At 58.9% G+C, this 21,623-nt stretch carries 21 protein-coding genes; 15 read left to right on the forward strand and 6 right to left on the reverse strand.

Annotated features, from left to right (window positions below; genetic code table 11):
- Window positions 1–7: 7 nt before the first annotated feature.
- The 3 genes from Q0887_RS13415 (at window position 8) to Q0887_RS13425 (ending at window position 1,845) form a co-directional block, all read left to right on the forward strand.
- The gene (locus Q0887_RS13415) at window positions 8–376 is read left to right on the forward strand and encodes a hypothetical protein (protein WP_299196243.1); all 369 of its coding nucleotides are present in this window, start codon (window positions 8–10) and stop codon (window positions 374–376) included.
- 86 nt (window positions 377–462) lie between these two features.
- Complete coding sequence (locus Q0887_RS13420) at window positions 463–1,092, forward strand: lysophospholipid acyltransferase family protein (protein WP_299196244.1); 630 nt, start codon at window positions 463–465, stop codon at window positions 1,090–1,092.
- Between the two features lie 114 nt (window positions 1,093–1,206).
- Window positions 1,207–1,845, forward strand: a complete 639-nt coding sequence (locus Q0887_RS13425) for a hypothetical protein (RefSeq protein ID WP_299196245.1) — start codon at window positions 1,207–1,209, stop codon at window positions 1,843–1,845.
- Window positions 1,846–1,851: 6 nt separating this feature from the next.
- On the opposite strand, the gene Q0887_RS13430 is transcribed toward Q0887_RS13425, so the two are convergent.
- From Q0887_RS13430 to Q0887_RS13445, 4 genes are all read right to left on the reverse strand, one after another.
- The gene (locus tag Q0887_RS13430; protein ID WP_299196247.1) at window positions 1,852–2,646 is read right to left on the reverse strand and encodes a M50 family metallopeptidase; all 795 of its coding nucleotides are present in this window, start codon (window positions 2,644–2,646) and stop codon (window positions 1,852–1,854) included.
- 3 nt (window positions 2,647–2,649) lie between these two features.
- Entirely contained in the window at window positions 2,650–3,795 is a 1,146-nt protein-coding gene (locus Q0887_RS13435; protein WP_299196249.1) for an AI-2E family transporter, read from the reverse strand.
- A gap of 55 nt (window positions 3,796–3,850) precedes the next feature.
- Entirely contained in the window at window positions 3,851–6,337 is a 2,487-nt protein-coding gene (gene gyrB / locus Q0887_RS13440) for a DNA topoisomerase (ATP-hydrolyzing) subunit B (protein WP_299196770.1), read from the reverse strand.
- A gap of 161 nt (window positions 6,338–6,498) precedes the next feature.
- Window positions 6,499–7,428, reverse strand: coding sequence for a PIG-L family deacetylase (locus tag Q0887_RS13445; RefSeq protein ID WP_299196251.1), 930 nt, complete (start codon window positions 7,426–7,428; stop codon window positions 6,499–6,501).
- Between the two features lie 257 nt (window positions 7,429–7,685).
- Between Q0887_RS13445 and Q0887_RS13450 the strand changes: the two genes are divergently transcribed.
- The 10 genes from Q0887_RS13450 to Q0887_RS13495 all read left to right on the forward strand — a co-directional run bounded on the left by Q0887_RS13450 (window position 7,686) and on the right by Q0887_RS13495 (window position 17,598).
- Window positions 7,686–8,372 carry a hypothetical protein gene (locus Q0887_RS13450; protein WP_299196253.1) on the forward strand — a complete coding sequence of 229 codons (687 nt, stop codon included), beginning with the start codon at window positions 7,686–7,688 and terminating at the stop codon, window positions 8,370–8,372.
- Between the two features lie 101 nt (window positions 8,373–8,473).
- On the forward strand, window positions 8,474–10,006 hold the full coding sequence (locus Q0887_RS13455) for a class I adenylate-forming enzyme family protein (protein WP_299196255.1): 1,533 nt from the start codon (window positions 8,474–8,476) through the stop codon (window positions 10,004–10,006).
- Between the two features lie 523 nt (window positions 10,007–10,529).
- The gene (gene guaA / locus Q0887_RS13460; protein WP_299196256.1) at window positions 10,530–12,104 is read left to right on the forward strand and encodes a glutamine-hydrolyzing GMP synthase; all 1,575 of its coding nucleotides are present in this window, start codon (window positions 10,530–10,532) and stop codon (window positions 12,102–12,104) included.
- Between the two features lie 57 nt (window positions 12,105–12,161).
- On the forward strand, window positions 12,162–12,593 hold the full coding sequence (locus Q0887_RS13465; RefSeq protein WP_299196257.1) for a hypothetical protein: 432 nt from the start codon (window positions 12,162–12,164) through the stop codon (window positions 12,591–12,593).
- Between the two features lie 312 nt (window positions 12,594–12,905).
- The gene (locus tag Q0887_RS13470; RefSeq protein WP_299196259.1) at window positions 12,906–13,526 is read left to right on the forward strand and encodes a YceI family protein; all 621 of its coding nucleotides are present in this window, start codon (window positions 12,906–12,908) and stop codon (window positions 13,524–13,526) included.
- A gap of 15 nt (window positions 13,527–13,541) precedes the next feature.
- The gene (locus Q0887_RS13475; protein WP_299196260.1) at window positions 13,542–14,069 is read left to right on the forward strand and encodes a metal-dependent hydrolase; all 528 of its coding nucleotides are present in this window, start codon (window positions 13,542–13,544) and stop codon (window positions 14,067–14,069) included.
- Window positions 14,047–14,751 carry an endonuclease III gene (locus tag Q0887_RS13480; RefSeq protein ID WP_299196262.1) on the forward strand — a complete coding sequence of 235 codons (705 nt, stop codon included), beginning with the start codon at window positions 14,047–14,049 and terminating at the stop codon, window positions 14,749–14,751. The genes Q0887_RS13475 and Q0887_RS13480 overlap by 23 nt, the downstream gene beginning before the upstream one ends.
- Before the next feature lie 337 nt (window positions 14,752–15,088).
- A complete protein-coding gene (locus tag Q0887_RS13485) occupies window positions 15,089–16,066 on the forward strand; it encodes a nitronate monooxygenase family protein (protein WP_299196263.1) in 978 nt (325 codons plus the stop codon).
- A 40-nt stretch (window positions 16,067–16,106) separates the two neighbouring features.
- Window positions 16,107–16,661 carry a hypothetical protein gene (locus Q0887_RS13490; RefSeq protein ID WP_299196264.1) on the forward strand — a complete coding sequence of 185 codons (555 nt, stop codon included), beginning with the start codon at window positions 16,107–16,109 and terminating at the stop codon, window positions 16,659–16,661.
- 271 nt (window positions 16,662–16,932) lie between these two features.
- The gene (locus Q0887_RS13495; protein ID WP_299196265.1) at window positions 16,933–17,598 is read left to right on the forward strand and encodes a hypothetical protein; all 666 of its coding nucleotides are present in this window, start codon (window positions 16,933–16,935) and stop codon (window positions 17,596–17,598) included.
- A 27-nt stretch (window positions 17,599–17,625) separates the two neighbouring features.
- Here the strand turns inward: Q0887_RS13495 and Q0887_RS13500 are convergent, their stop codons facing one another.
- Both Q0887_RS13500 and Q0887_RS13505 read right to left on the reverse strand, forming a co-directional pair.
- On the reverse strand, window positions 17,626–18,096 hold the full coding sequence (locus Q0887_RS13500) for a hypothetical protein (RefSeq protein WP_299196266.1): 471 nt from the start codon (window positions 18,094–18,096) through the stop codon (window positions 17,626–17,628).
- Between the two features lie 115 nt (window positions 18,097–18,211).
- Window positions 18,212–18,424 (reverse strand): zinc-finger domain-containing protein, encoded by a 213-nt coding sequence (locus Q0887_RS13505; protein ID WP_299196267.1) that lies wholly within the window; start codon window positions 18,422–18,424, stop codon window positions 18,212–18,214.
- 119 nt (window positions 18,425–18,543) lie between these two features.
- On the opposite strand from Q0887_RS13505, the gene Q0887_RS13510 reads away from it, so the two are divergent.
- Complete coding sequence (locus Q0887_RS13510; RefSeq protein ID WP_299196268.1) at window positions 18,544–19,494, forward strand: ABC transporter ATP-binding protein; 951 nt, start codon at window positions 18,544–18,546, stop codon at window positions 19,492–19,494.
- Window positions 19,495–19,965: 471 nt separating this feature from the next.
- Complete coding sequence (gene nadB, locus Q0887_RS13515) at window positions 19,966–21,567, forward strand: L-aspartate oxidase (protein WP_299196269.1); 1,602 nt, start codon at window positions 19,966–19,968, stop codon at window positions 21,565–21,567.
- Window positions 21,568–21,623 lie beyond the last annotated feature (56 nt).

Below are 21,623 nucleotides of genomic sequence, written 5' to 3' on the forward strand. Positions count from 1 at the left end.
GTTTGCCATGGAGATTTGGACTGAGCGGGAGACGATTGCCGATCCGACGCCCGAACAGATTCACAACACCATCGCGGACCTCCGATTTGACGAACCTGCGGTCCTCTCAAGGGCTGAAGAGATTTACATTCAAACGATGCTTACCCAGCACGGATTCCTGTTGGAAAAACGTGAAGGGGATGCGGCCCACCACTATGAGGCCGTTCCGAACGACGGACGCGCGCGAATGATTACGAAACCACCGTGGTGGGCATTCTGGGCGAAAACCACCTCAATCTACTATTTCTCTTCGGAAGAAGTGATCGAAGCGTTTCAAGAATATCAAAAGGGAAATGCCGATCCTTCCTTCGTCACATGGAATCAAATCTGGATTTGAGTCCATCGACAAATCCCCCTCGCATTCCGTAACGTAACTGCTAGGTCTGCGTGAAAGAGGGTCGCGCACCGGAGAGAGAACCGCCTTTGCAACACAACGAAACCCGCAATGTCACTTTGCTGTCGCGCATCGTGAACCGGATCATCCTGTTCCTCTACAAGTGGAAGGGTTGGAAGATCGAAGGTTCCCTGCCGAGCAATCTCCGAAAATATGTGATCGCGGGCGCGCCGCATACCTCGAACTGGGACTTTGTGTTTTTCGCAGGCGCGACGCATGCGGAAAAGGTCCAGCCTAACTTCATGGGTAAGCACACGCTGTTTCAGGGGATCATGAAGAACTTCATGCTCGATATGGGCGGGATCTCCGTCGACCGGACAAAGCGCACCAATGTTGTCGAGCAGATGCAAGTCGAGTTCGAAGCGCGCAACGAGCTTGCACTGGTGATCGCGACCGAGGGGACGCGCAGTTCCGATGGCAAGTGGAAATCGGGCTTCTACAACATTGCGCAGGCGGCTGGTGTTCCGATTGTTCCGGCATGCGCTGACAATGATCGCATGGTGATCAGTTTTGGTGAGCCGCTCATCCCGAGCGGGAATTACGGCGAGGACCTGCTTAAGCTCGCCGAATGGTTTCTGTCCAAGATCCCCGATTACGACCGCTTCAAAGTGCTCGAAGCGCAGGCGCGTGCTATCATCGAGGGGCGCAACGACGTCTGACCGAACGGTAGTTGCGCCAGGTCGAACACGTGTCGCGAAATTTTGCCAAGATATGTCTTTAAGCCGCGCCTGACCGACCCTATCTAGCGGGGCAATCAGGAGGACGCGCAGAGCATGGTCTTGAGCGAGGAAACACGGTCTACGGAACGGCGCCGGATTGCGCAGCTGGTGCTTGACCTTGTCAAACAGCGCGGCACCGAGATTACCCATGCGACTGCGCTGGCTGAAAGCGGGCTTTCGCGCAGCCGGTTCGAGCAGCTGTTCGAGGATTTTGACGATCTGTTTGATGCGGTCGCCGAGATTTGGCTCACGCCGAATATCCAGGTGATGGAGGAGGTGCTGGATGCCGACCTCCCGCCCAATCGCATGATGTATGAGTTCTTTCGGCGCCGCTTTGTGATCTCGCGCGAGCGGTTTCGTGAAGACCCTGAATATTTCACGCTCATCTGCGAAATGGGTGCTGCCAATTTCGAGCGGGTCCGCAGCTTTGTCGATCTCGCCGATCACTATCTGTGCGAGATCATCGTGCAGGCGCAGGCCGATGGCTACTTCGCCGGGCTGGAGATCGACGAGGCGCTTTCGCTGATCAATCAGATGGTGTCGAATTACACTATCCCGGATTCGCTGATTTATCTCGGCGACAAATTGACCGAAGAGAAGCTGGCTCGGATTGTCGATACGATCTTTATCGGGCTCTCGGGTGAAGCAGGCAGCGAAGCGAGCGGTGTGAACGCAATTCGGATCGCGCAGTAAACTGGCCTAACGGTCGCGGCTGTCGGTTGTCCGCTTGAACTGGAGCACATTGGCAGGCGGCTTGGGCCCGCGCGGCAGATTGGGTCGTTCGGCGAGCGCATATTTGAGGCTCGCACCCACAATGACCGCCGAAAGCGCCAGAATCGCCGTTGCCCAGAACCAGTGCGGCAACAGCAGTGACGCCTCGATCTGACCGGTGTCGGAGAGCATTCTTTCGCCCGCAATAACCGCCTCTTCAGTGAAGAGATAATCGAAGTCGCGCAGCATGCTGAGCGCTCCCAGCATCCCCAGAAACTGCAATAGGAAACGCGCCGCGCCCGCCGGCGCTTTCCATGCAACCAGCCCCAAAAATCCAGCGACAAACGGCAGGACTACAAGTCCAACCGGAGAGCGCACATAAACCCCTACCGAAGCGATGATCGCTCCTGCAGTGATCCATAGAGCAGGACGCCAAAACCGCTCGCGCGCGCTGGCCAGGATTAGCGCCGCTCCCACGAGTACCGGACCGAGCGGCCCACCAGCGGCAATGGCAGCGCGTGTAAAGGCCGAGGCGTCGCTTGCGACCGCGCTCCTCGCCACGCCTGATCCATCGGAAAAGATCTGCAATTGGTCAAATGGTTGTCCGGTCGCCAATGCGGCTAGACCATGGCCCATTTCGTGGAACCATGTGGTGAGAATCACAAACGGATAGGAAATGTAATTGCCCAGCGGCAATGCGGGCAGTGCGATCACGACGAACACAGCAATCAGCAAGCGGCCGACCTGTTCCGCCTGACTGCCGGGTACGACTATCGAGCGCATGGACTATTCGCTCTCACTTTGCTGGGGGATGGTTTTGCCGTCTGGGCCAACGCGCATGCGATATTTGGCGGCTGCTTCTTCGTCCTCCGCGCGGTGTTCTTGAAGGATCGACCAGCTTGCAAGGAACAGTCCGGCGACAAGCGGTCCCAGAACGATGCCCGCAAAACCGGCAATCGAAAGACCGCCCAGTGTCGTTACCAGAATGATCCAGTCGGGAATGCCCGTATCGCGGCCCACAAGGATCGGACGCAGCACATTGTCAGCTGAAGAAATAATGATGAAGCCCGAACCGAGCACGAAAACACCCTGCCAGATCTCGCCCGCGATCAGCAGCCAGATGCCAACTGGCGCCCAAACCAGTGCTGTGCCTACGGCAGGGATCAGCGCGAGGATCGCCATCAGCACGCCGAGCAGCAATGCCGACGGAACACCAGCAATCATCATGGTGATTGCACCCAGCGTTCCCTGCACAAGTCCGACTACGCCAGAACCCTTGATAACCGCACGAACAATGCCGAGGAACCGCTCGGCGAGGCGGTCGGCAATCTCGCGCTCGATCGGTGCGGAGTGGAGGATTGTCTCGCCAATGCGCGCGCCGTCGCGCAGCAGGAAGAACAGCACGTAAAGGCCGATGGCAAAGCTCAGGATAAAGCCGAGCGCGCCGCTGCCGATAGACACCGCCTGTGTCGCGATCAGGCCAGCGCTTTCGCCAAGCAGGCCCTGCAATTGTTGCTGAAGGACAGATACGTCGGTCCAGCCATTATCCTCGATCAGTTGCTGGAATGACGTTGGCAGCATGCTGAAAGCCGAATCGAACCAAAGCCGCAAATCGGGCGGGTCGGAACGTAGCGAGTTCACCAGACCAACGGTTTCATTGACCACCATCGATCCGATCCACAGAGCTGGAAGGAGAACTGCAACGAAAATGATGAGCAGCGTAAGCAGGGCAGCCAGATTGCGCCGACCACGCGCTTTCCTGAGTGACCATTTGTAAAGCGGCTGGAACATGATCGCCGCCAGCGCCGACCACAAGAGTGGCCCGGCAAACGGCCATGCCACCCAGATCAGAAGGAACGATACGCCCGCGAGCAGAAGCAAAAAGCTCCAATGTTCAAGGGCAGTTGTGTCGTTGGGTTCTTGCTCTGACATGCCCCAAGATGTCGGGCTTTAGGTCGCAAACATCAAGCCCAAACAGGCAAAGGTATCATACGTCGAGATTGGCGACGTTCAGAGCATTGTCCTGAATGAACTCACGCCGAGGCTCGACCACATCGCCCATCAGACGGGTGAAAATCTCGTCGGTGACGTCGGCATCTTCGACTTTCACTTGCAAAAGCACGCGATTGTCGGGATCGAGCGTGGTCTCCCACAGCTGTTCCGGGTTCATCTCGCCCAAACCTTTGTAGCGGCTGATCGAGAGGCCTTTGCGACCGGCGGCGAGTACGGCGGCCAAAAGCTGGCTCGGCCGGGAGATGGTGTCATCCGAAAGGGCGCCCTGTACCTCTTCGCCTTCCTCGCCCGTTTCCGGTTCGTCTTCGGCCACATCGGCCGCCTTGACCAGACGGACTGCGCCTTCATAGGCACTCGCCTCCGGCCCCGCGATCGAGTGAAGTTTTTGCGCCTCGGTGCTGGTGAGGAAGCGTCCCTCGATCTCGTGAACGTCGGTGACACCGCGCCAAACCCGCGAGAATTGAACCGCGCCGCTTTCCCGCATCACTGCTGACCATGTCGCATCGGCATCGCCTGCCTGAAGCCTTGCGGCGGTCGCTTCAAGTGCCGCGAGCCGCGCGCTGTCGCTGAGCGCCGGATCAAGCGCGCCGGACAGTGCCATCTGTTCGATTATCCCGCTGTCATAGCGGCGCGGGACGAACGCGATCATGTTCTTGAAGCGCAAGGCATTGTCGACCAGCGCGCGCAAATCGTCTCCCGAGCGAGCACCGCCTGCGGTTTCCAGCACCCGGCCCTGCAGGCCCGCATCGACCAGATAGCGGTCTAGTGCGGCCTGGTCCTTCACATAGACTTCGCTCTTGCCCTTGGCGACTTTGAACAAAGGCGGCTGGGCGATGAAGAGGTGCCCTGCCTTGACGATCTCGGGCATCTGGCGGTGGAAGAAAGTGAGCAGCAAAGTGCGGATATGCGCGCCGTCGACGTCAGCGTCGGTCATGATCACGATCTTGTGATAGCGCAGTTTTTCGATGTCGAATTCATCGCGAATGCCGGTGCCCATCGCCTGAATCAGTGTGCCGACTTCCTTGGAGGAGATAATCCGGTCAAATCGCGCACGCTCGACATTGAGGATCTTGCCCTTGAGCGGAAGGATCGCCTGATACTGGCTGTCGCGCCCGCCTTTGGCTGAGCCGCCTGCGGAATCGCCCTCGACCAGGAAAATCTCGGCCTTGGAGGCATCACGCTCACGGCAATCGGACAGCTTGCCCGGCAGTGAGGCAACGCTCATGGCGCCCTTGCGGCTCATTTCGCGGGCGCGTTTGGCGGCCTCGCGAGCGGCGGCGGCGTCGATGATCTTCTGCACGATCAGCTTGGCGTCGGCCGGATTTTCCTCAAGCCATTCATTCATCTTCTCGCCCATCAGCGACTGAAGTGGCTGGCGGACTTCGGACGAGACGAGCTTGTCCTTGGTCTGCGAGGAGAATTTGGGATCGGGCAGTTTGACGCTGACAATCGCGGTCAGGCCTTCGCGCATATCCTCGCCCGACAGCGAGACCTTGACCTTGCCGAGCAGGCCTGAGCGTTCGGCATAATTGTTGAGCGTGCTGGTCAGGGCGGCGCGGAATGCCGCCAGATGCGTGCCGCCGTCGCGCTGCGGGATGTTGTTGGTGAAGCACAGGACGTTTTCGTAATAGGAATCGTTCCACTCAAGCGCCACGTCGATCCCGATCCCGTCCTTCTCAGCCGAAACCGAGATGGGGTCCGCGATCAGTGCATCCTTGTTGCGGTCGAGATATTTGACGAAGGCCGAAATGCCGCCTTCGTAATAAAGGTCATGCTCGGCCAGATCTTCGTGACGTTTGTCACGCAGCAGGATGCGCACGCCGGAATTGAGGAAGGCGAGCTCGCGATAGCGATGTTCCAGCTTGTCGAAATCGAATTCGGTGATGTTTTTGAAGGTGTCATGCGAGGCCTGGAAGGTCACGCGCGTGCCTTTCTTGAAGCCGTTGTCATCGGGGTTCTGCTCGACCTTGGGCGCGTCGGCCCTGATCTCAAGGCTGCCGACCGCATCGCCGTGTTCAAAGCGCATCCAGTGCTCTTTTCCGTCCCGCCAGATGGTGAGTTCAAGCCATTCGGAAAGCGCATTCACAACCGACACACCCACACCGTGCAGGCCGCCCGAAACCTTATAGGCATTGTCGTCGGATGTGTTTTCGAACTTACCGCCCGCATGCAGCTGGGTCATGATGACTTCCGCTGCGGAGACGCCTTCTTCCTTGTGCATGCCCACAGGAATGCCGCGGCCATTGTCTTCGACTGAGACTGAGCCATCGGGGTTGAGTTCGATTAGGACAAGATCGCAATGACCGGCCAACGCCTCGTCAATTGCATTGTCCGAGACTTCGAAAACCATGTGGTGCAGGCCGGAGCCGTCATCGGTGTCGCCGATATACATGCCGGGCCGTTTGCGAACCGCGTCGAGGCCTTTGAGAACCTTGATCGAATCGGCGCCATATTCGGCCATCTGACGCACTTTTTCAGGAGGCGTATTACCTGCTGTGCTGCCGGTTTCGTTGCTGGTCTCGGGGGTGTTATTTTCCATGCGCATTATATAGGCACGCAAGGCGGGAAACCCAAGCTTTCACACCGATCCAGTGCGGCTTTTCCACCGCCTCAAATTGAGCGTCAATTTTGAACTTCGGGTGGCCGCTCTGCCTTTGGAAAAACGAGGCGGAAATAGACCGAGCCCTGCCAGATTTCGCGGTGAAGCATTTCGGGCAGATAGGCGCGCGCGCTGGGGTCAAACTGGCTTTGGTAACAGTCCACCGCGATCCGCGTCGATTCAAGGTCTAGCAGCTCGTAACGGAGCCGGTCGGTCGCCAGCGAAGGATCAATGCGCGCCCAGCCTTCGAAGCCGGGAATCTGCTTCTGCTCACCCTCGGAACTTGCGGGCAGAACGGGATAGAGCAGGTCGGGCCGGCCCTCGCCCATCGCCTGGACGACCTGTGTGACAATATTGCTCACCATGCGGTGATCGGCATGGCCGTATCCGCCGTCAGGACCCCAGGTCATTACGATGTCGGGCTGTTCGATCGCGATCAGATTGCCGATCCGTTCAGCCATGTCGTTGGCGGCGCTGTCTGGAGCGCGCGCCATCGTCGCCAACGATCCATCGCCCAATCGCCAAAAGATCGGCTCGCTGAGCCCCAAAGCGAATGCCGAGCACCCTGCTTCATCCTCGCGCAAACCGGCCAACTCCGCGCCGGGTTCCAGCGCCGTCACGCCCGGTCCGGCATCGCCGCTTGTGGCGAAGACAATTGTCACCTCGCCGCCTGTGCGAGCTGCGCGCGCAAGGACCGGGGCGACCGTAATCTCGTCATCGGGATGGGCGAAGATTGCGAGGATCGAGGGAAATCCCGTTTCGCCAGAGGTTGCTGAAGGCGCTGCACTGGGGCTCTCTTCGCCGGCTTGGCTATCAGGCGCGGATTGCGTGGGCGGGCGGCGCAAGATTTGCGATTGGTCGCGGTCCACCATATCGGGGGTGATGATACGCACTTCGTCGCCGTTCCCATCTGCCGGCGGCGGGATATCCTGCGCCAGAACGGGCTGCGCCATGGAAGCAATCGAAGCCCCGGCAGCCAATGCCAGGCAGCTCAATTTCGCTTTGGATCGCATTATCGCTTGCTCCTGTCCGGCTGATCGCCATTGCGGCATCGCACCTTCATGCCAGCACCTTGGCTGGCAAGAGTAAAGAATTCGGCAGCGCTCTGCCTATTGGGATCTGTTCGCAGATAGACCTGCATCGATATTTCGGCGGTTGACTGACCTTTGCTCTCGCGCAATTTAGCCGCTGAATTCAACAGGGGTCTCATATGCTTTTTCGAATTTTCCGGCTTCCGCCGATCGTCTATTTTGTGCTCGCTCCAGCCCTGCTTGCGCTCGGCATTGTCATGTATGTTTATGAAAATGGCCGCGATGCTGAGCGCACTGCGGCGCTTTCGCACGATGCGCCGGCAATGATCGAATTGGCCGAGATCACCTCTGCTGAAACCGGCAATGACTTTAACGAAGTGACCGTGCGAGCGCAGGTTGATCCGCTCAATATGATCGAGCTGGTCAAGACCCGTCGCGGCCGGGAACGCGGGCGCAAGCTTTTTGCGCCGCTCTATCCCGCCGACGCCGCGGATTTTTCCGCGCCCGCCACTGCAATCCTGGAGATTGACGGAAGGGTGAGCGATGACGAGTTGGGCCAGTTTTATCTCGAAGACGGCGCATCAGGTCCGGTACTGGTGCTCAACGGGGTACTCGAAAGCAGCTTTAACTCCGATGCCCGCGAGGCTTTGGAAAACAGTGTCGCGCTCGCAGACGGTTTTTACACGATCAAACCGTTTGTGAACGGGCGCGAGGTGGATCTCAAACCGAGCGGGAATGCGAGCATCTTTGTGATCTTTGGCCTTATTCTTGCTGCACTGCTCGGAGGCTATGGCTTCCTGCGCAAACGCTATCTGGACAAGCAGCGCGCCGAGGAAGAGGCCTATTACGAAGCCGGTGACGCCTGATCGCGAAAGCTTCGGCGCTGCCCTTTCTGCCTATGGTTGAGCTGCAGGCGCTGGGCTAAGCGGCGCGCAAGGGCAATCGGATGAGGAGCGCGAAGCTGCCAATGCAAGAGATGTTGAGTGCCGAATACGGCTCTTTCGCCGGAGTTCTGGCCAAATGGGCAGAGCACCAACCCGATCAACCTGCTCTACGCGATGATGCGGGCGAGCTCAGCTGGGCGGCCATGCACGATCAGATCGAGCGGCTCGCCGCGCGGCTGATCGAAACAGGGCTGGAGCGCGGCCAACCGGTCGCGATCATTGGCACCAGTTCGATCAATTATGCGCTGGTGTTCCTGGCAGCAGTGCGCGCTGGCGGTGTGGCGGCACCGCTGACCACCAGCGCCTCGCCTGAACAGCTTGCCGGGATGGCGGCGGATTCGGGTGCACGGCACTTGTTTATCGATGCGGGGAAGGCGGCCGAGTTGGGGCCGCAATTCATGGCCGATCTGATCCGGGTGCCCCTTGAAGACCTGGGCGGCTGGATGGCACCTGCTGGCACGCATGCGCCCGCCATCGATCCTGCGCCCGGCGATCCGTTCAATATCATCTACTCCTCCGGTACGACCGGCATCCCTAAAGGTATCGTGCATTCTCACCAGATGCGTTGGCGTCAGTTTGGCGCCACGGCACTGTCTTATCTTGGCAGCGGTTTGGAGGTGCGCTCGCTTGCATCCACACCGCTCTATTCCAACACAACCATGGTTGCCTTTCTACCGCCCCTATTGGCGGGTGGCACGGTGCGCATCATGGGCAAGTTCGACTGTGCGCGATGGCTCGGCCATGCTTCGCGCGACCGCACCAACGTCACCATGCTGGTGCCGGTTCAATATCAGCGGCTGATGGATCATCCCGGCTTCGATGATTACGACCTTTCCGCATTGGCGCTAAAATATTGCACCTCGGCCCCCTTCTCAGCCGAGCTCAAGCGCGAAGTGCTTGGCCGCATGCCCGGCGGGTTGATCGAGATCTATTCGATGACCGAAGGCGGGGTTGTCTGCTTGCTCGAAGCGCATAAATTTCCCGACAAGCTCCACACTGTAGGGCGGCCCTCTCCGGGCAGCGAGATGAAGGTGCTTGATGATGACGACAATCCGGTCGCGCCTGGCGAGGCGGGCAATCTGATCGGTCTCTCACAGACCATGATGAGTGGCTACCAGAACCAGCCGGGCAAGACGCGCGAGGGATACTGGAAAGACCCCGAGACAGGCATCAACTGGCAGCGCATGGGCGATATCGGCCGGGTCGATGAAGACGGCTTTGTCGAGCTTGTCGGCCGCGCGAAGGACATGATTATCTCGGGCGGATTCAACATCTATCCCAGCGATCTCGAAGCTGAACTCGATCGAGAAGAGGACGTGCTCGAAGCCGCCGTGGTTGGCATTGCTTCGAAGCAATGGGGCGAGACGCCGGCTGGCTTTATTGTGCTGGCAGTAGGCGCGCGCGATCCGCAAGAAGTGTTGGCAGCTGTCAATGCGCGCCTCGGCAAGACACAGCGCCTCTCAGCCCTCTACGCGATAGACGAAATGCCGCGCAGCCATATCGGCAAGCTGCTCAAGACCGAATTGCGCGAAATCGCCGAGCGGCTGGCACGCTGACGATATTGAGGTGAGGGTGGAGACGCGGCCACCATTCGGGGGAGAGAAAGGGGTGGCCGCGTCTCGCTCGCTGTCTTGCCGACGGGCAGGCCGTCCGGGGGCTGGAGTAACCATTGCGGGCGCCGGGGGAAGACGCGGGCCGGTTGTTTCCAGCAGACGGCAATTTGCGAGCCTGAGCGCGGGGGACGCTCCGATTAAGGGCCTTGATTGCCGCGCCGGTTCTGGAAGTGACCGTGGCGCAACTGGCTCCCAATCTATGGCCGCATGCCGTCGGCAAGCAGACTGGCAGGTAATCTCAGGGGAGAGATGGTCCCTGCCAAATACGCCGCGCTAGCTTTGGAGAGAGATGCCTTATCGCGCGTCGTTAAGAGCCATATGATGTTCGGTTGCGTCAAACTCAAATGACAAAACCCGCAAGCAAGTTGCGTATTTTGCAACTTGCCACATGTTCGGGGGGCAAACCAGCCTTTAGCCGCGCCAACCCGCTTGCCAGCCCTCGCCCCGCTGACGTAACGGAGCGCGCATGGAAGCAGAGCATATCCCGGATTCGATCCTCATCGTCGATTTTGGCAGTCAGGTCACCCAGCTGATCGCGCGCCGCGTGCGCGAGGCGGGTGTCTATTCCGAAATCGCGCCGTTCACTATGGCCGAGGAAGCGTTCAAACGCCTCAATCCCAAGGGCATTATCCTTTCCGGATCGCCCGCAGGTGTTCCGGAAGAAGGCAGCCCGCGCGCGCCTCAAAGCTTCTTTGATGCGGGCGTGCCGATCCTTGGCATCTGTTACGGGCAACAAGTGATGAGCCACCAGCTCGGCGGCGAAGTCCGTCCGGGTCATGAAACCGGTGAAGGCGGCGAGTTTGGCCGCGCCTATCTGACCGTCACAAAAGAGTGCGCTCTGTTCGACGGGTTATGGAATGAGGGTGAGCGTCATCAGGTCTGGATGAGCCACGGCGACAAGGTCACCAAATTCGCACCCGGATTTGAGATCGTCGCCACCTCCGATGGCGCGCCCTTTGCGGTGATCGCCGATGAAGAGCGCAAGTTCTATGGCACCCAGTTCCACCCAGAGGTGGTCCACACACCCGATGGCGGAAAGCTGCTCGCCAATTTCGTTCGCCATGTTTGCGGGCTCACTGGCGACTGGACCATGGCCGAGTTCCGCAAAACCAAGATTGAGGAAATTCGCGCGCAGGTTGGCTCAGGCAAGGTCATTTGCGGCCTATCCGGCGGTGTCGATAGCGCGGTCGCGGCGGTGCTAATCCACGAGGCGATCGGCGAGCAGCTCACCTGCGTCTATGTCGATCACGGGTTGATGCGCCTCAATGAGACTGAGCAGGTCGTCTCTCTGTTCCGCGACCATTACAACATCCCGCTGATCGCGGTGGATGCCGAAGAGACGTTCCTCGGCGGCCTCGCAGGCGTCACCGACCCCGAGAAAAAGCGCAAGTTTATCGGCGGTGCGTTCATCGACCTGTTCGAGGCCGAGGCCAAGAAGGTCGGCGGCGCGGACTTCCTTGCGCAAGGCACGCTCTATCCAGACGTGATCGAAAGCGTATCCTTCACCGGCGGGCCTTCGGTGACGATCAAAAGCCACCACAATGTCGGCGGCTTGCCTGAACGCATGAACATGGAGCTGGTCGAGCCGCTGCGCGAACTGTTCAAGGACGAAGTGCGCGAGTTGGGCCGCGAGCTTGGCCTGCCCGAGGCATTCGTCGGTCGCCACCCCTTCCCCGGCCCCGGCCTGGCAATCCGTATTCCGGGCGAAGTCACCAAGGAGCGCTGCGACATCCTGCGCAAGGCCGACGCGATATATCTCGAAGAGATCCGCAATGCCGGGCTGTACGACGCGATCTGGCAGGCCTTCGCCGTCCTGCTGCCGGTCAAGACCGTCGGCGTGATGGGCGACGGGCGCACCTATGACAGCGTCTGCGGCCTGCGCGCAGTGACCTCAACCGACGGAATGACAGCGGACGTCTATCCCTTTGATGCGAGCTTCCTGACGCAAGTTTCCACGCGCATCGTCAACGAAGTGCAGGGCATCAACCGCGTGGTCTATGACTATACGTCAAAGCCGCCGGGGACGATTGAGTGGGAGTGAACTTGAATTCTGCGCACCAATCATTAAACCACCGACGAAATATTGAATGGGGACGAAATGAAGTGGTTGACTTGGAGTGTTTTGATTCCACTTGGATTGCCTAGCATACTAGCATTGGCGGCAGCCTCTGCATGGGGCACAGTTTCGACAGATCTTACTGTTATAGATGGATTTGTGACCGCTTGGAGCACGCTCCAAGACGTTAGCCCATGGACTTTGCTGATTTACGCGAACACATTGCTGGCAATCACCTTTCGAGACTATACTTCTGTTGCTCGAGGATTCGATGCGATCATGATTGGTCTGATAATCATTGGTTTCGCCCTATTATTTTATTCTTGCCTTATGGTCGTGTTCATTCTCGACGGTGGGGTGCCTGGTGGAACCGTTTATGTCATTATCGGTGTTTTGCTGTTGGCAACGGTAGCGCTAGGCTTTAAAGCTAATAATCAAATTGAGTCCCGTACGCACGTGCGAACGATTGGGTGAGAAGAGAGTTCTGGATGCCATTGAAATCATTTCTCCCAGACGACCATCCAAGAATATTGGAACGGCATGTCCCTCCTCAAACGGAACTTCTGGAACGGACGATAGTATGTGAAGCTGGCATACGCTCGCTTTCGTTTCAAGATAGACTGCAAGTTGCTGCAATATGCGGGGCTGCAGTTGGAGCTATCACAAGCGTCGCGATCCCTTCATCTCTATTGGCGATTCCAATTCTCTGCGCTCTCGCGGGCAGCTTAGTTGGAGGGATCATTGTCCGAGCATTGGGATCAAGCAGCTGTGTAAAGAAGTAGTGCAATGACTTTGCGCAGGCCGAAATTCTTTACCGCCATTCTCATCACTTTCATCACTCTCACCGCCTGTTCGCAAGCTCCGGCTGAGCCGCCCGTGCTGACAGGCACAGCGTGGACGCTGGATGGCGAGGCTTCGGAACTGTCCTATGTCACGATCAAGTCGGGCGAGATAGCAGAGGCGAACTCTTTTGAAGGCTTGAGCGGTTCGGTGTCGGCCGATGGCGCGGCCAGTATCGAAATCGACCTCGCCAGCGTTTCAACCGGCGTGGATATCCGCGATGAGCGGATGCGCGAAGTGTTGTTCGTGGTTGCAGACAATCCCAGCGCGACCGTTACTGCGCAGATCGACCCGGTGGCTTTCGAGGCGCTTGGAATTGGCGAGAGCGCTCAAACCACGCTCGAAGGAACGCTGAGCCTCAAAGGGATCGAAGCGCCATTCTTAGCCGAAGTCACAGTGACTCGCGCGGGCGCTGACCGCGTGCTCGCGGTTTCCAATGCGCCAGTGATTGTCGAGGCCTCGCGCTTCGAATTGACCGATGGTCTGGAGCAATTGCAGGAACTTGCGGGCCTTCCCTCGATTACGCCGGTCGTGCCGGTGAGTTTTAGCCTCAGCTTCACCCGCTAGTCGCGGCAAGACGGGTTGCCGACGATATTCACCCATGCGGTTGTGCCACTGGCAATTGCCGTTGCTGCCGGGCGCGGGCGCATTTCGGCGAAACTTGCGATCGCCGGCGCAGTCTTCGCGGTTTTGCCTGACGCTGATGTGATCGGCTTCCGTTTCGGAATCGAATATCCCGATGAATGGGGGCATCGCGGGGCAAGCCATTCGATTGCCTTCGCTGCGGTCTGCGCTGCCGCTCTGGCGCTGGTATGGAAGGAGGCGCGCAGCCTCACCGCCTTCGCTTTCCTGACATTGGCGATGGCGAGCCACGGATTGCTCGACACGCTGACCAATGGCGGGTTGGGCGCGGCGTTGTTCTGGCCATTCGACAACACCCGCATCTTCGCGCCCGAAACGCCGGTTTTGGTTTCGCCGATCGGAAGAAGCTTTTTCTCGATGCGCGGCTTGGAGACGCTCTTTTCCGAGCTGCGCTGGATCTGGTTGCCATGCATCCTTTTGGGCTTGGCCGGATGGGGGTTGAGGCGTGCAATTCGACCTCGGACCTGACCCGCGCACCGAAATCCTGCGCCGCTTGCAGTCGGCAATGATAGAGAGCTTTGGCCGCATCATCCGCCCGCCGGAAAAGCGCCGCGATCCGGTGTGGGTGCTGGTCCACGGCGTGATCGGCGCGCAGACCAAGACGGCAGCCTCCAACGCTTCGACTGACGGGCTGCTCGCCGAATATGGCAGCTGGGAAGCGGTGGCAGCGGTGAGCGAGGCAGATCTTGAAGCGCGGCTCGAGCGGCAGAGCTTCCCGACTGTTGCGGCAAAGCGGCTCAAGGCCTGCCTCAACGCCATTATCTCCGAACGCGGTGCTGTTGATTTGCGCCACCTTTCCAATCTGCCCACCGACGAGGCGATGGCGTGGCTGGAGAAGCTTCCTGGCGTGGCCCGCAAGAACTCCGCCGGAGTGATGAATGCGAGCACTTTCGAGCGCAAAGCCATGGTGATCGACGGCCACCACCGCCGGATCATGCAGCGAATGGGCATCGTGCCGTCCAAGGCAGACACCGCAAAAACATATGACGCGTTGATGCCGATCCTGCCGGGCGATTGGTCTGCCGCCGATATGGATGAGCATCATTTGTTGCTCAAGAAGCTGGGCCAGACCCATTGCCGCCCGCGCCGCGGGTTATGCGAAGACTGCCCTGCTAGACAGGATTGCGAAACCGGGCGCGAAACGTCATGACACCTGCAGCTACAAGCCGACAGGTTATCGCAGGTTCTGAAAAGAACAAGTCGCTGACAGAGCGAAACGCGGCGAGGCCGGAATAGGCAGCAATTCGCGCAGCTGAATGGTTAGATGCCAATGCTTGATTCCGATTGAGAGCCGCCTGCAAAGCTGCTCAAGCCGAAAGGCTAGGCGCAAAAGGCCATTTCGCAGCATGATAGGCCGGATTGGCTGCACCGCCTGACGCTACGGCGCGCAGCGTCATTGGCGCCTCCCTCAAAAGTGCGCTTGCACACAGGCCTATATTCCGCTTGTCTAGGTCGCAAATCGAAACCTGACCGGAGGAATACCCGCTATGAAAACCGCCATCACTGAAATGTTCGGCATCCAGCACCCCATCATTCAGGGCGGCATGCACTATGTCGGATTTGCCGAAATGGCGGCGGCGGTTTCCAATGCTGGCGGGCTGGGTATCATTACTGGCCTGACGCAAGGCACACCCGAAAAGCTCTCCAATGAAATCGCGCGATGCAAGGATATGACCGACAAGCCCTTTGGCGTGAACATCACCATCCTGCCGACGCTCACCCCGCCTGACTATCCTGGCATCGTGAAAGCGGTGATCGATGGCGGCGTACCGGTTGTGGAGACTGCCGGTCGCAATCCGGTCGAGCTTCTGGGCCCGCTCAAGGATGCGGGGATCAAGGTGATCCACAAATGCACCAGCGTGCGCCACTCGCTCAAAGCGCAGGACATTGGCTGCGATGCGGTGTCGGTCGATGGCTTTGAATGCGGCGGCCATCCGGGCGAGGACGATGTTCCCAATTTCATCCTTCTGCCTCGCGCTGCCGATGAACTTGAAATCCCGTTCGTTTCGAGCGGCGGCATGGCAGACGGGCGCTCGCTGGTCGCCAGCCTCGCCATGGGCGCGCAGGGGATGAATATGGGCACGCGCTTTATCGCCACCAAGGAAGCGCCGGTTCACGAGAATGTGAAGAAAGCCATCGTTGCTGCGTCGGAACTCGATACGCGCCTGGTCATGCGTCCGCTGCGCAACACCGAACGCGTGATGACGAATGCGGCGGTCGAACGGCTGATTCAGAAGGAAAAAGAGCTGGGCGATGATCTGAAGTTCGAAGACATCATCGCAGAGGTCGCCGGTGTTTATCCCTCGATCATGATGGAGGGCGATATGGACAAAGGTGCGTGGAGCTGCGGCATGGTCGCAGGCCTTATCAACGACATACCGACCTGCCAGGAACTGATCGACGGCATTATGGCCGAAGCCGAAGAGATCATCACCAAGCGTATGGGCGGTATGCTCGCGGCCTGATTGTCCACAAAAGGTGTTCTGAAGATTTGAGGGGGTATTCATGAACAATTTGAAGGCATTTGCCAGCGGCGGTCTTGCGCTTGGCCTAATGAGCCTCGTCTCGGCCTGTTCGAGTGGGGAACCGGAACTAGCGGATATCGAAAATGGTCAGGTGTTTGATCCGATTGCAGTCGAGGAAACCGAGCCAGAGCCTGTCGCGACTTGCGCAAACCCGCCCGAGAATGGCGATGTTCTTGCTCGCGATCGATCAAGAGGCACCGGCGTCCACACTATCAGGGTGTTCAGTGGCGGAACGGGACACACGATCGTCAATATCCGCGATGGGGCAAGCAGTGATTTGGTCGTGTCTTTCTTTGTAGGGATTGGAGAGGAAGCGTCGGTTAGCGACATCCCCGATGGTTCCTACAAGGTGCAATACGCCAATGGTTTTGATCTGGACGAGGAGTGCCTGAATTTCGTCACTATCCGTGGCGCATCGGAAGATCCCGAACTCCTCGATTTTGCGCCGGGTACGAGGATTACGATGACGTACGACATGATGCCATCGCGGCAGGGGAACTTTACCGGCCAGTCGATCAGCCCGTCGGATTTTTAAGCGGATTGGATTATTGGGTGGGATGGCGGTTATGCCGGTCAGCCCAAGGATCGCGGTGACTACGCGTTCGTGCGACGCGTAAAGATGCTTAACGCGCTTATACGTAGCCTTCCGAATTAAAATCACTCTCCAATACGGTAAGATACGGATGTCTTCGCGTCGCGGGCTTGCCTAGCAGGCCCCAGCGTAGCGATGACATGGTCGTAATTGAAGACGGCGGGCCGGCCCCGAGGGCGATCCAGCCGAAGAGGTATTGTAGATGGAGCATTTCTTGGCCCTCGAGGTGTGGGCGGCAAGCCTAACCGCAGCGGCTGCAATTGGCTGGCTGATCGGCGAGGCGCAAAGCACGCGCAGCCTCCATGCGCATGAGGGACCCGACCATGCCGCTCTCGAAGACGAAGATATTGATTCGCTTTTCACGCTATCAATTCCGCCGAAGATTGCACCGGTGAAGCCGGCCGCAGAGAAGAGTGAGGCGGCGGCACAACCCCGGCCGCACCAGGCGCCGCGTCAGCGCTCATATGTGGACATGTCGGCCATCACGGCCTTGCGCGCTGAAGCGCAGCAAATCCGCTCACGCGAACCGGTTTGGAATGCACCGGGCATCTCCGAAAGTCTGGCGGAATTCATGCGCATCGCCGATCAGAGGTCGATCACGGTGATGGAACACTATCGCCGCTCGATCGAAGAACTGCACTTGCTCAATCAGTGCACGAGCGAGCACGGTGCGGACCAGCCAATCTCTCAACCCAACCGGCAGGCTTCAGCCAAGCGCTCAAAGCGTGGGCCGCAAATCAATGGCGGCCAACCCGAATTGCCGTTCGAATGCGGCACTGCTGCGGACCGGCGTGCAACTGGGATGATTGAAATCCAGCCGCGTGGAAACGATCAGGCCGCATCCAAAGCGGCGTCCGCGACTTTGCGCAATTATGGTTAGAGCGGCGCGAAACGCGCGACTGAAGACCTAGCCGTCGTTCTCGTCGACCCTTGTATAGGGCACGAATTCTTCAAAGAAGACCGCTCCGGTAAAGAAGCCATTGAAGGAATCGATGGTGGTCACAACGTCCTGACGGCAAACCTGGCTGGAACTGAACCGGCGCGAAACGAGCGTGTCGCGGCTGTCGATGCGGTCTGGATGGACGGTGCGTTGGACATAGATCGTGCGCCCACGGCCATAAACATAGGCGGTGTCGTCGATCACGGTTAGCCGGTCGTTCAGACGCGAGCGAATGCAGTTTTGCGGTTCGCCAGCAACGCGGCCCTCAAGCAGGCGGGCAAGCCGCTCTTCACCCTCGGTCATTTCAGCCGCATCCTCGCTCTCGCCATGATCGGCCAAAGCCGGCGGCGCAGCGATCAGTGCAAGCGCGGCGAGGCCGGTGGCGCTGGCGCCCAAAGCGGCCAGCTTGCGAGCAGAATTGTTGAAGGATTTGGTCATGGCGCGCGTCTCCGTTCAAAGTACGAAGAGGCAAGTTACTCTATCTCACTGAACGAGCGATGAGCAGAATGTGTCAACAATGTGCCGGAAGGACACGGACAGGTGGCCTTGCTGCCTATTCCGCCTGATCCGCCGGTCCACCCTCGAGCACGAAACGCCGGTCACAATAGCCGCAATCGACATAGCCGCTTTCATCAATTTCCAGATAGATGCGCGGATGACCAAGCGCGGCTGGACGGTAATTGTCACCGCCGCGAATGGCGCTGGCGCCGTCGCAGCTGACACGCTTTGTATCGACGCGGATGGTTTCTGGTGCCGTTGTGCTCATGCAGGGCGGAATAATCGCGGCGGCGCGGCTTTTCAATCGTCTTCGCGCCCGATTTGGAAAGCTTTGCGGGAAAACCATGGCTCTTGCGTCCGCGAATACCCGCTTTATGGCGGTGATCCATGAACCCGCCTGCAATCCGCATCGACAATCTCGTCAAACGCTACGCGCCGCCCAAAAGGGCCAAAGGTGAAGATGCGCAAGGCAAGCTTGCACTCAATGGCGTGAGTTTTGATGTGCCCGAAGGCTCTATCTTCGGACTGCTTGGCCCCAATGGTGCGGGTAAGTCGACGCTCATCAATGTGCTGGCCGGCCTCGTCAACAAGACCGGCGGCTCGGCCGAAATCTGGGGCTTCGACATCGACAAGCAGCGCCGTAATGCGAGCCGCGCCATCGGGATCGTGCCGCAAGAGATTGTGTTCGACCCCTTTTTCACACCTTTCGAAGTGCTCGAGAATCAAGGCGGATTTTACGGAATTCCCAAGAAGGACCGGCGCAGCGAGGAATTGCTTGCTGCCGTCCGCCTTGCCGACAAGCGCAACGCCTATGCCCGCACCTTGTCAGGCGGGATGAAACGGCGGCTCTTGGTGGCAAAGGCGATGGTGCATTCACCGCCGATCCTTGTGCTCGACGAGCCGACTGCGGGCGTAGATGTCGAATTGCGCCGCCAGCTGTGGGAACTCGTCACCGAAATGAACCGCGAAGGCGTCACAGTCGTCCTCACCACGCATTACCTCGAAGAGGCAGAGGAATTGTGCGACCGGATCGCGATCATCAATCACGGCGAATTGATCACCAACAAGCCGACCCGCGAACTGGTAGAAATGGCGCGCGAGAAAATCGTAGCCGTCACTTTGGCTGATGACCTTGCCGCTGCCCCATCGCACCAAGCCTTTAGCAAGGTGGAACAGACCGGCGAACGCAGCGTCGAGGTCACTTACAACAAGGACCAGCTTAATGCTGGGCAGGTATTGGGCATCCTGCAAGGCGAAGGCATGACCATCGAAGACGTCACAACGCGCGAGGCCGATCTGGAAGACGTCTTTGTGCAGCTCACTAGCGCAGGGCAGTAAGGCTGCGCATACCTGGACGCTCAGGCGTTTTCGGTAACTTCGGGTTTTGCCCGCCAACTGCGGCGTGCGACCCGCCAGATCGCAGTCCCGCAATGGCGGCATTCTCCGACATAATGGCGACCATCCCACTCGACATCGCGTCTGAGGGGATCGTGCCGCCCCATCTTGCAGGACAATCGCGAAATCAGAGACATGGGAAGGGGATGTCCTTTGTCTGAGTTTGCCAATTTCGGCTGTCAAAACTAACGCGGACGCAGCCATTGGCGGGCACTCTCCGGTCAGAAAGACACAGGTGCGACCCCGAGCCTTCGATTGTGATTATATCAGTCCGCACTCACCTCTCATAAGACCCAATCGGCAATTATGGCCGCGATTGCTGCCATTCACGGTGTTCCTCGCACGGTTCACCGCCGCGTTGGTTTGCGGTGAGCGGTCTTGCCACGGCCCGCGCCGCGCGCCATGGAATCTTCCATGGGTGAAACGCAGGAAAATCTCGGGACTTACGACGTCATCATCATCGGTTCGGGAGCGGCCGGGTTAACTGCCGCGCTTGAACTGGCGCAAAGCAAGCGAGTGCTTGTGCTTGCCAAAGGGTCGCTCACCGGAGGGTCGACCGCCTGGGCGCAAGGCGGGATCGCGGCGGTGCTCGATGCGGGTGATACGTTTGAAAACCATGTGCGTGACACGATGGTTGCGGGCGCGGGCCTGAACGACCTGGCGTCAGTGGAATTCGTGATCGAAGGTGCTCCAAAGGCGATTGATCGGCTGTGCGATCTCGGCGTGCCGTTCAACCGCGACAAGGACTCGCTCCACCTCACCCGCGAGGGCGGCCATTCGCACCGCCGCATCGTCCACGTCGATGATGCAACCGGCTGGGCGGTGCAATCTGCTTTGCTCAAAGCCGCTGAAGCCAGCCCCAACATCACCATGCTGGGCGGACGCACGGCCATCGACTTCATCACAGACCGCCACCGCGAGAAATTCTCCGCTGCGGGCAGGATCTGGGGCGTCTATGCGCTCAACGAAGAAACCGGCCGGGTCGAGCGGCACACGGCGCGCGCGACCATTCTGGCCGCTGGCGGCGCGGGCCGTGTCTACCAATTTTCTACCGCTCCGCGCGGCGCGACCGGCGACGGGATCGCAATGGCGTGGCGAGCAGGCGCGCGCGTTTCCAATATGGAGATGATGCAGTTCCACCCGACTTGCCTCTACAATCTGGAGGTCAAAAACTTCCTCATCACTGAAGCCGTGCGCGGCGAAGGCGGACGGCTCTTCCATCCTGAAACCGGCCACCGCTTCATGGAGGATTACGACAAGGAGCGGATGGAACTGGCTCCGCGCGATGTCGTGGCGCGCGCGATCGATGATCAGATCAAGCGTTTTGGTCTCGATTACGTCCACCTCGATATCAGCCACCAACCGCCTGAATTCGTGCGCGAGCACTTTCCGACCATCCACGAAAAGCTGACGGGGCTGGGCATCGACATGACAGCTGGCCCGATCCCGGTTGTGCCGGCGCAGCATTATACGTGCGGCGGCGTGGTGGTGGACCTGATGGCGCGCACCGACCTGCCCGGCCTGTGGGCGGCGGGTGAATGCACTGAAAGCGGGCTTCACGGTGCCAATCGCCTTGCTTCGAACTCGCTGCTTGAATGTTTCGTATTCGGGGAAGCGGCCGCTGACGACATTCTTGCAAATTGGGATGCGCTCGAAGAACCGCCCGCGATCCTACCGTGGGACGAAAGCCGTGTGTCGGATTCGGACGAGCAAGTTGTCATCAAGCAGAACTGGACCGAGATCCGCCGCTTCATGTGGAACTATGTCGGGATCGTACGCACCACCAAACGGCTTGAGCGCGCCGCCAATCGCATCGCTCTGCTCAAGAAAGAGGTTGAGGATTATTACGGCAGCTTCGTCGTCACGACCGACCTCATCGAATTGCGCAACCTGCTGCAATCAGCCGAGCTGATCGTGCGTTCAGCGCTGGAGCGCAAAGAGAGCCGCGGTTTGCATTATACGATGGACCATCCCGATTTGGCCGAAGATATCCGCGATACGGTGCTGGTGCCATAGCGCCTCTCGTAAAAGCATTTTTGCCCCAAGTTAATTATATGCAGGCATTTGTATCA

The sequence above is a fragment of the uncultured Erythrobacter sp. genome, assembly GCF_947492365.1.
Lineage (GTDB): Bacteria > Pseudomonadota > Alphaproteobacteria > Sphingomonadales > Sphingomonadaceae > Erythrobacter.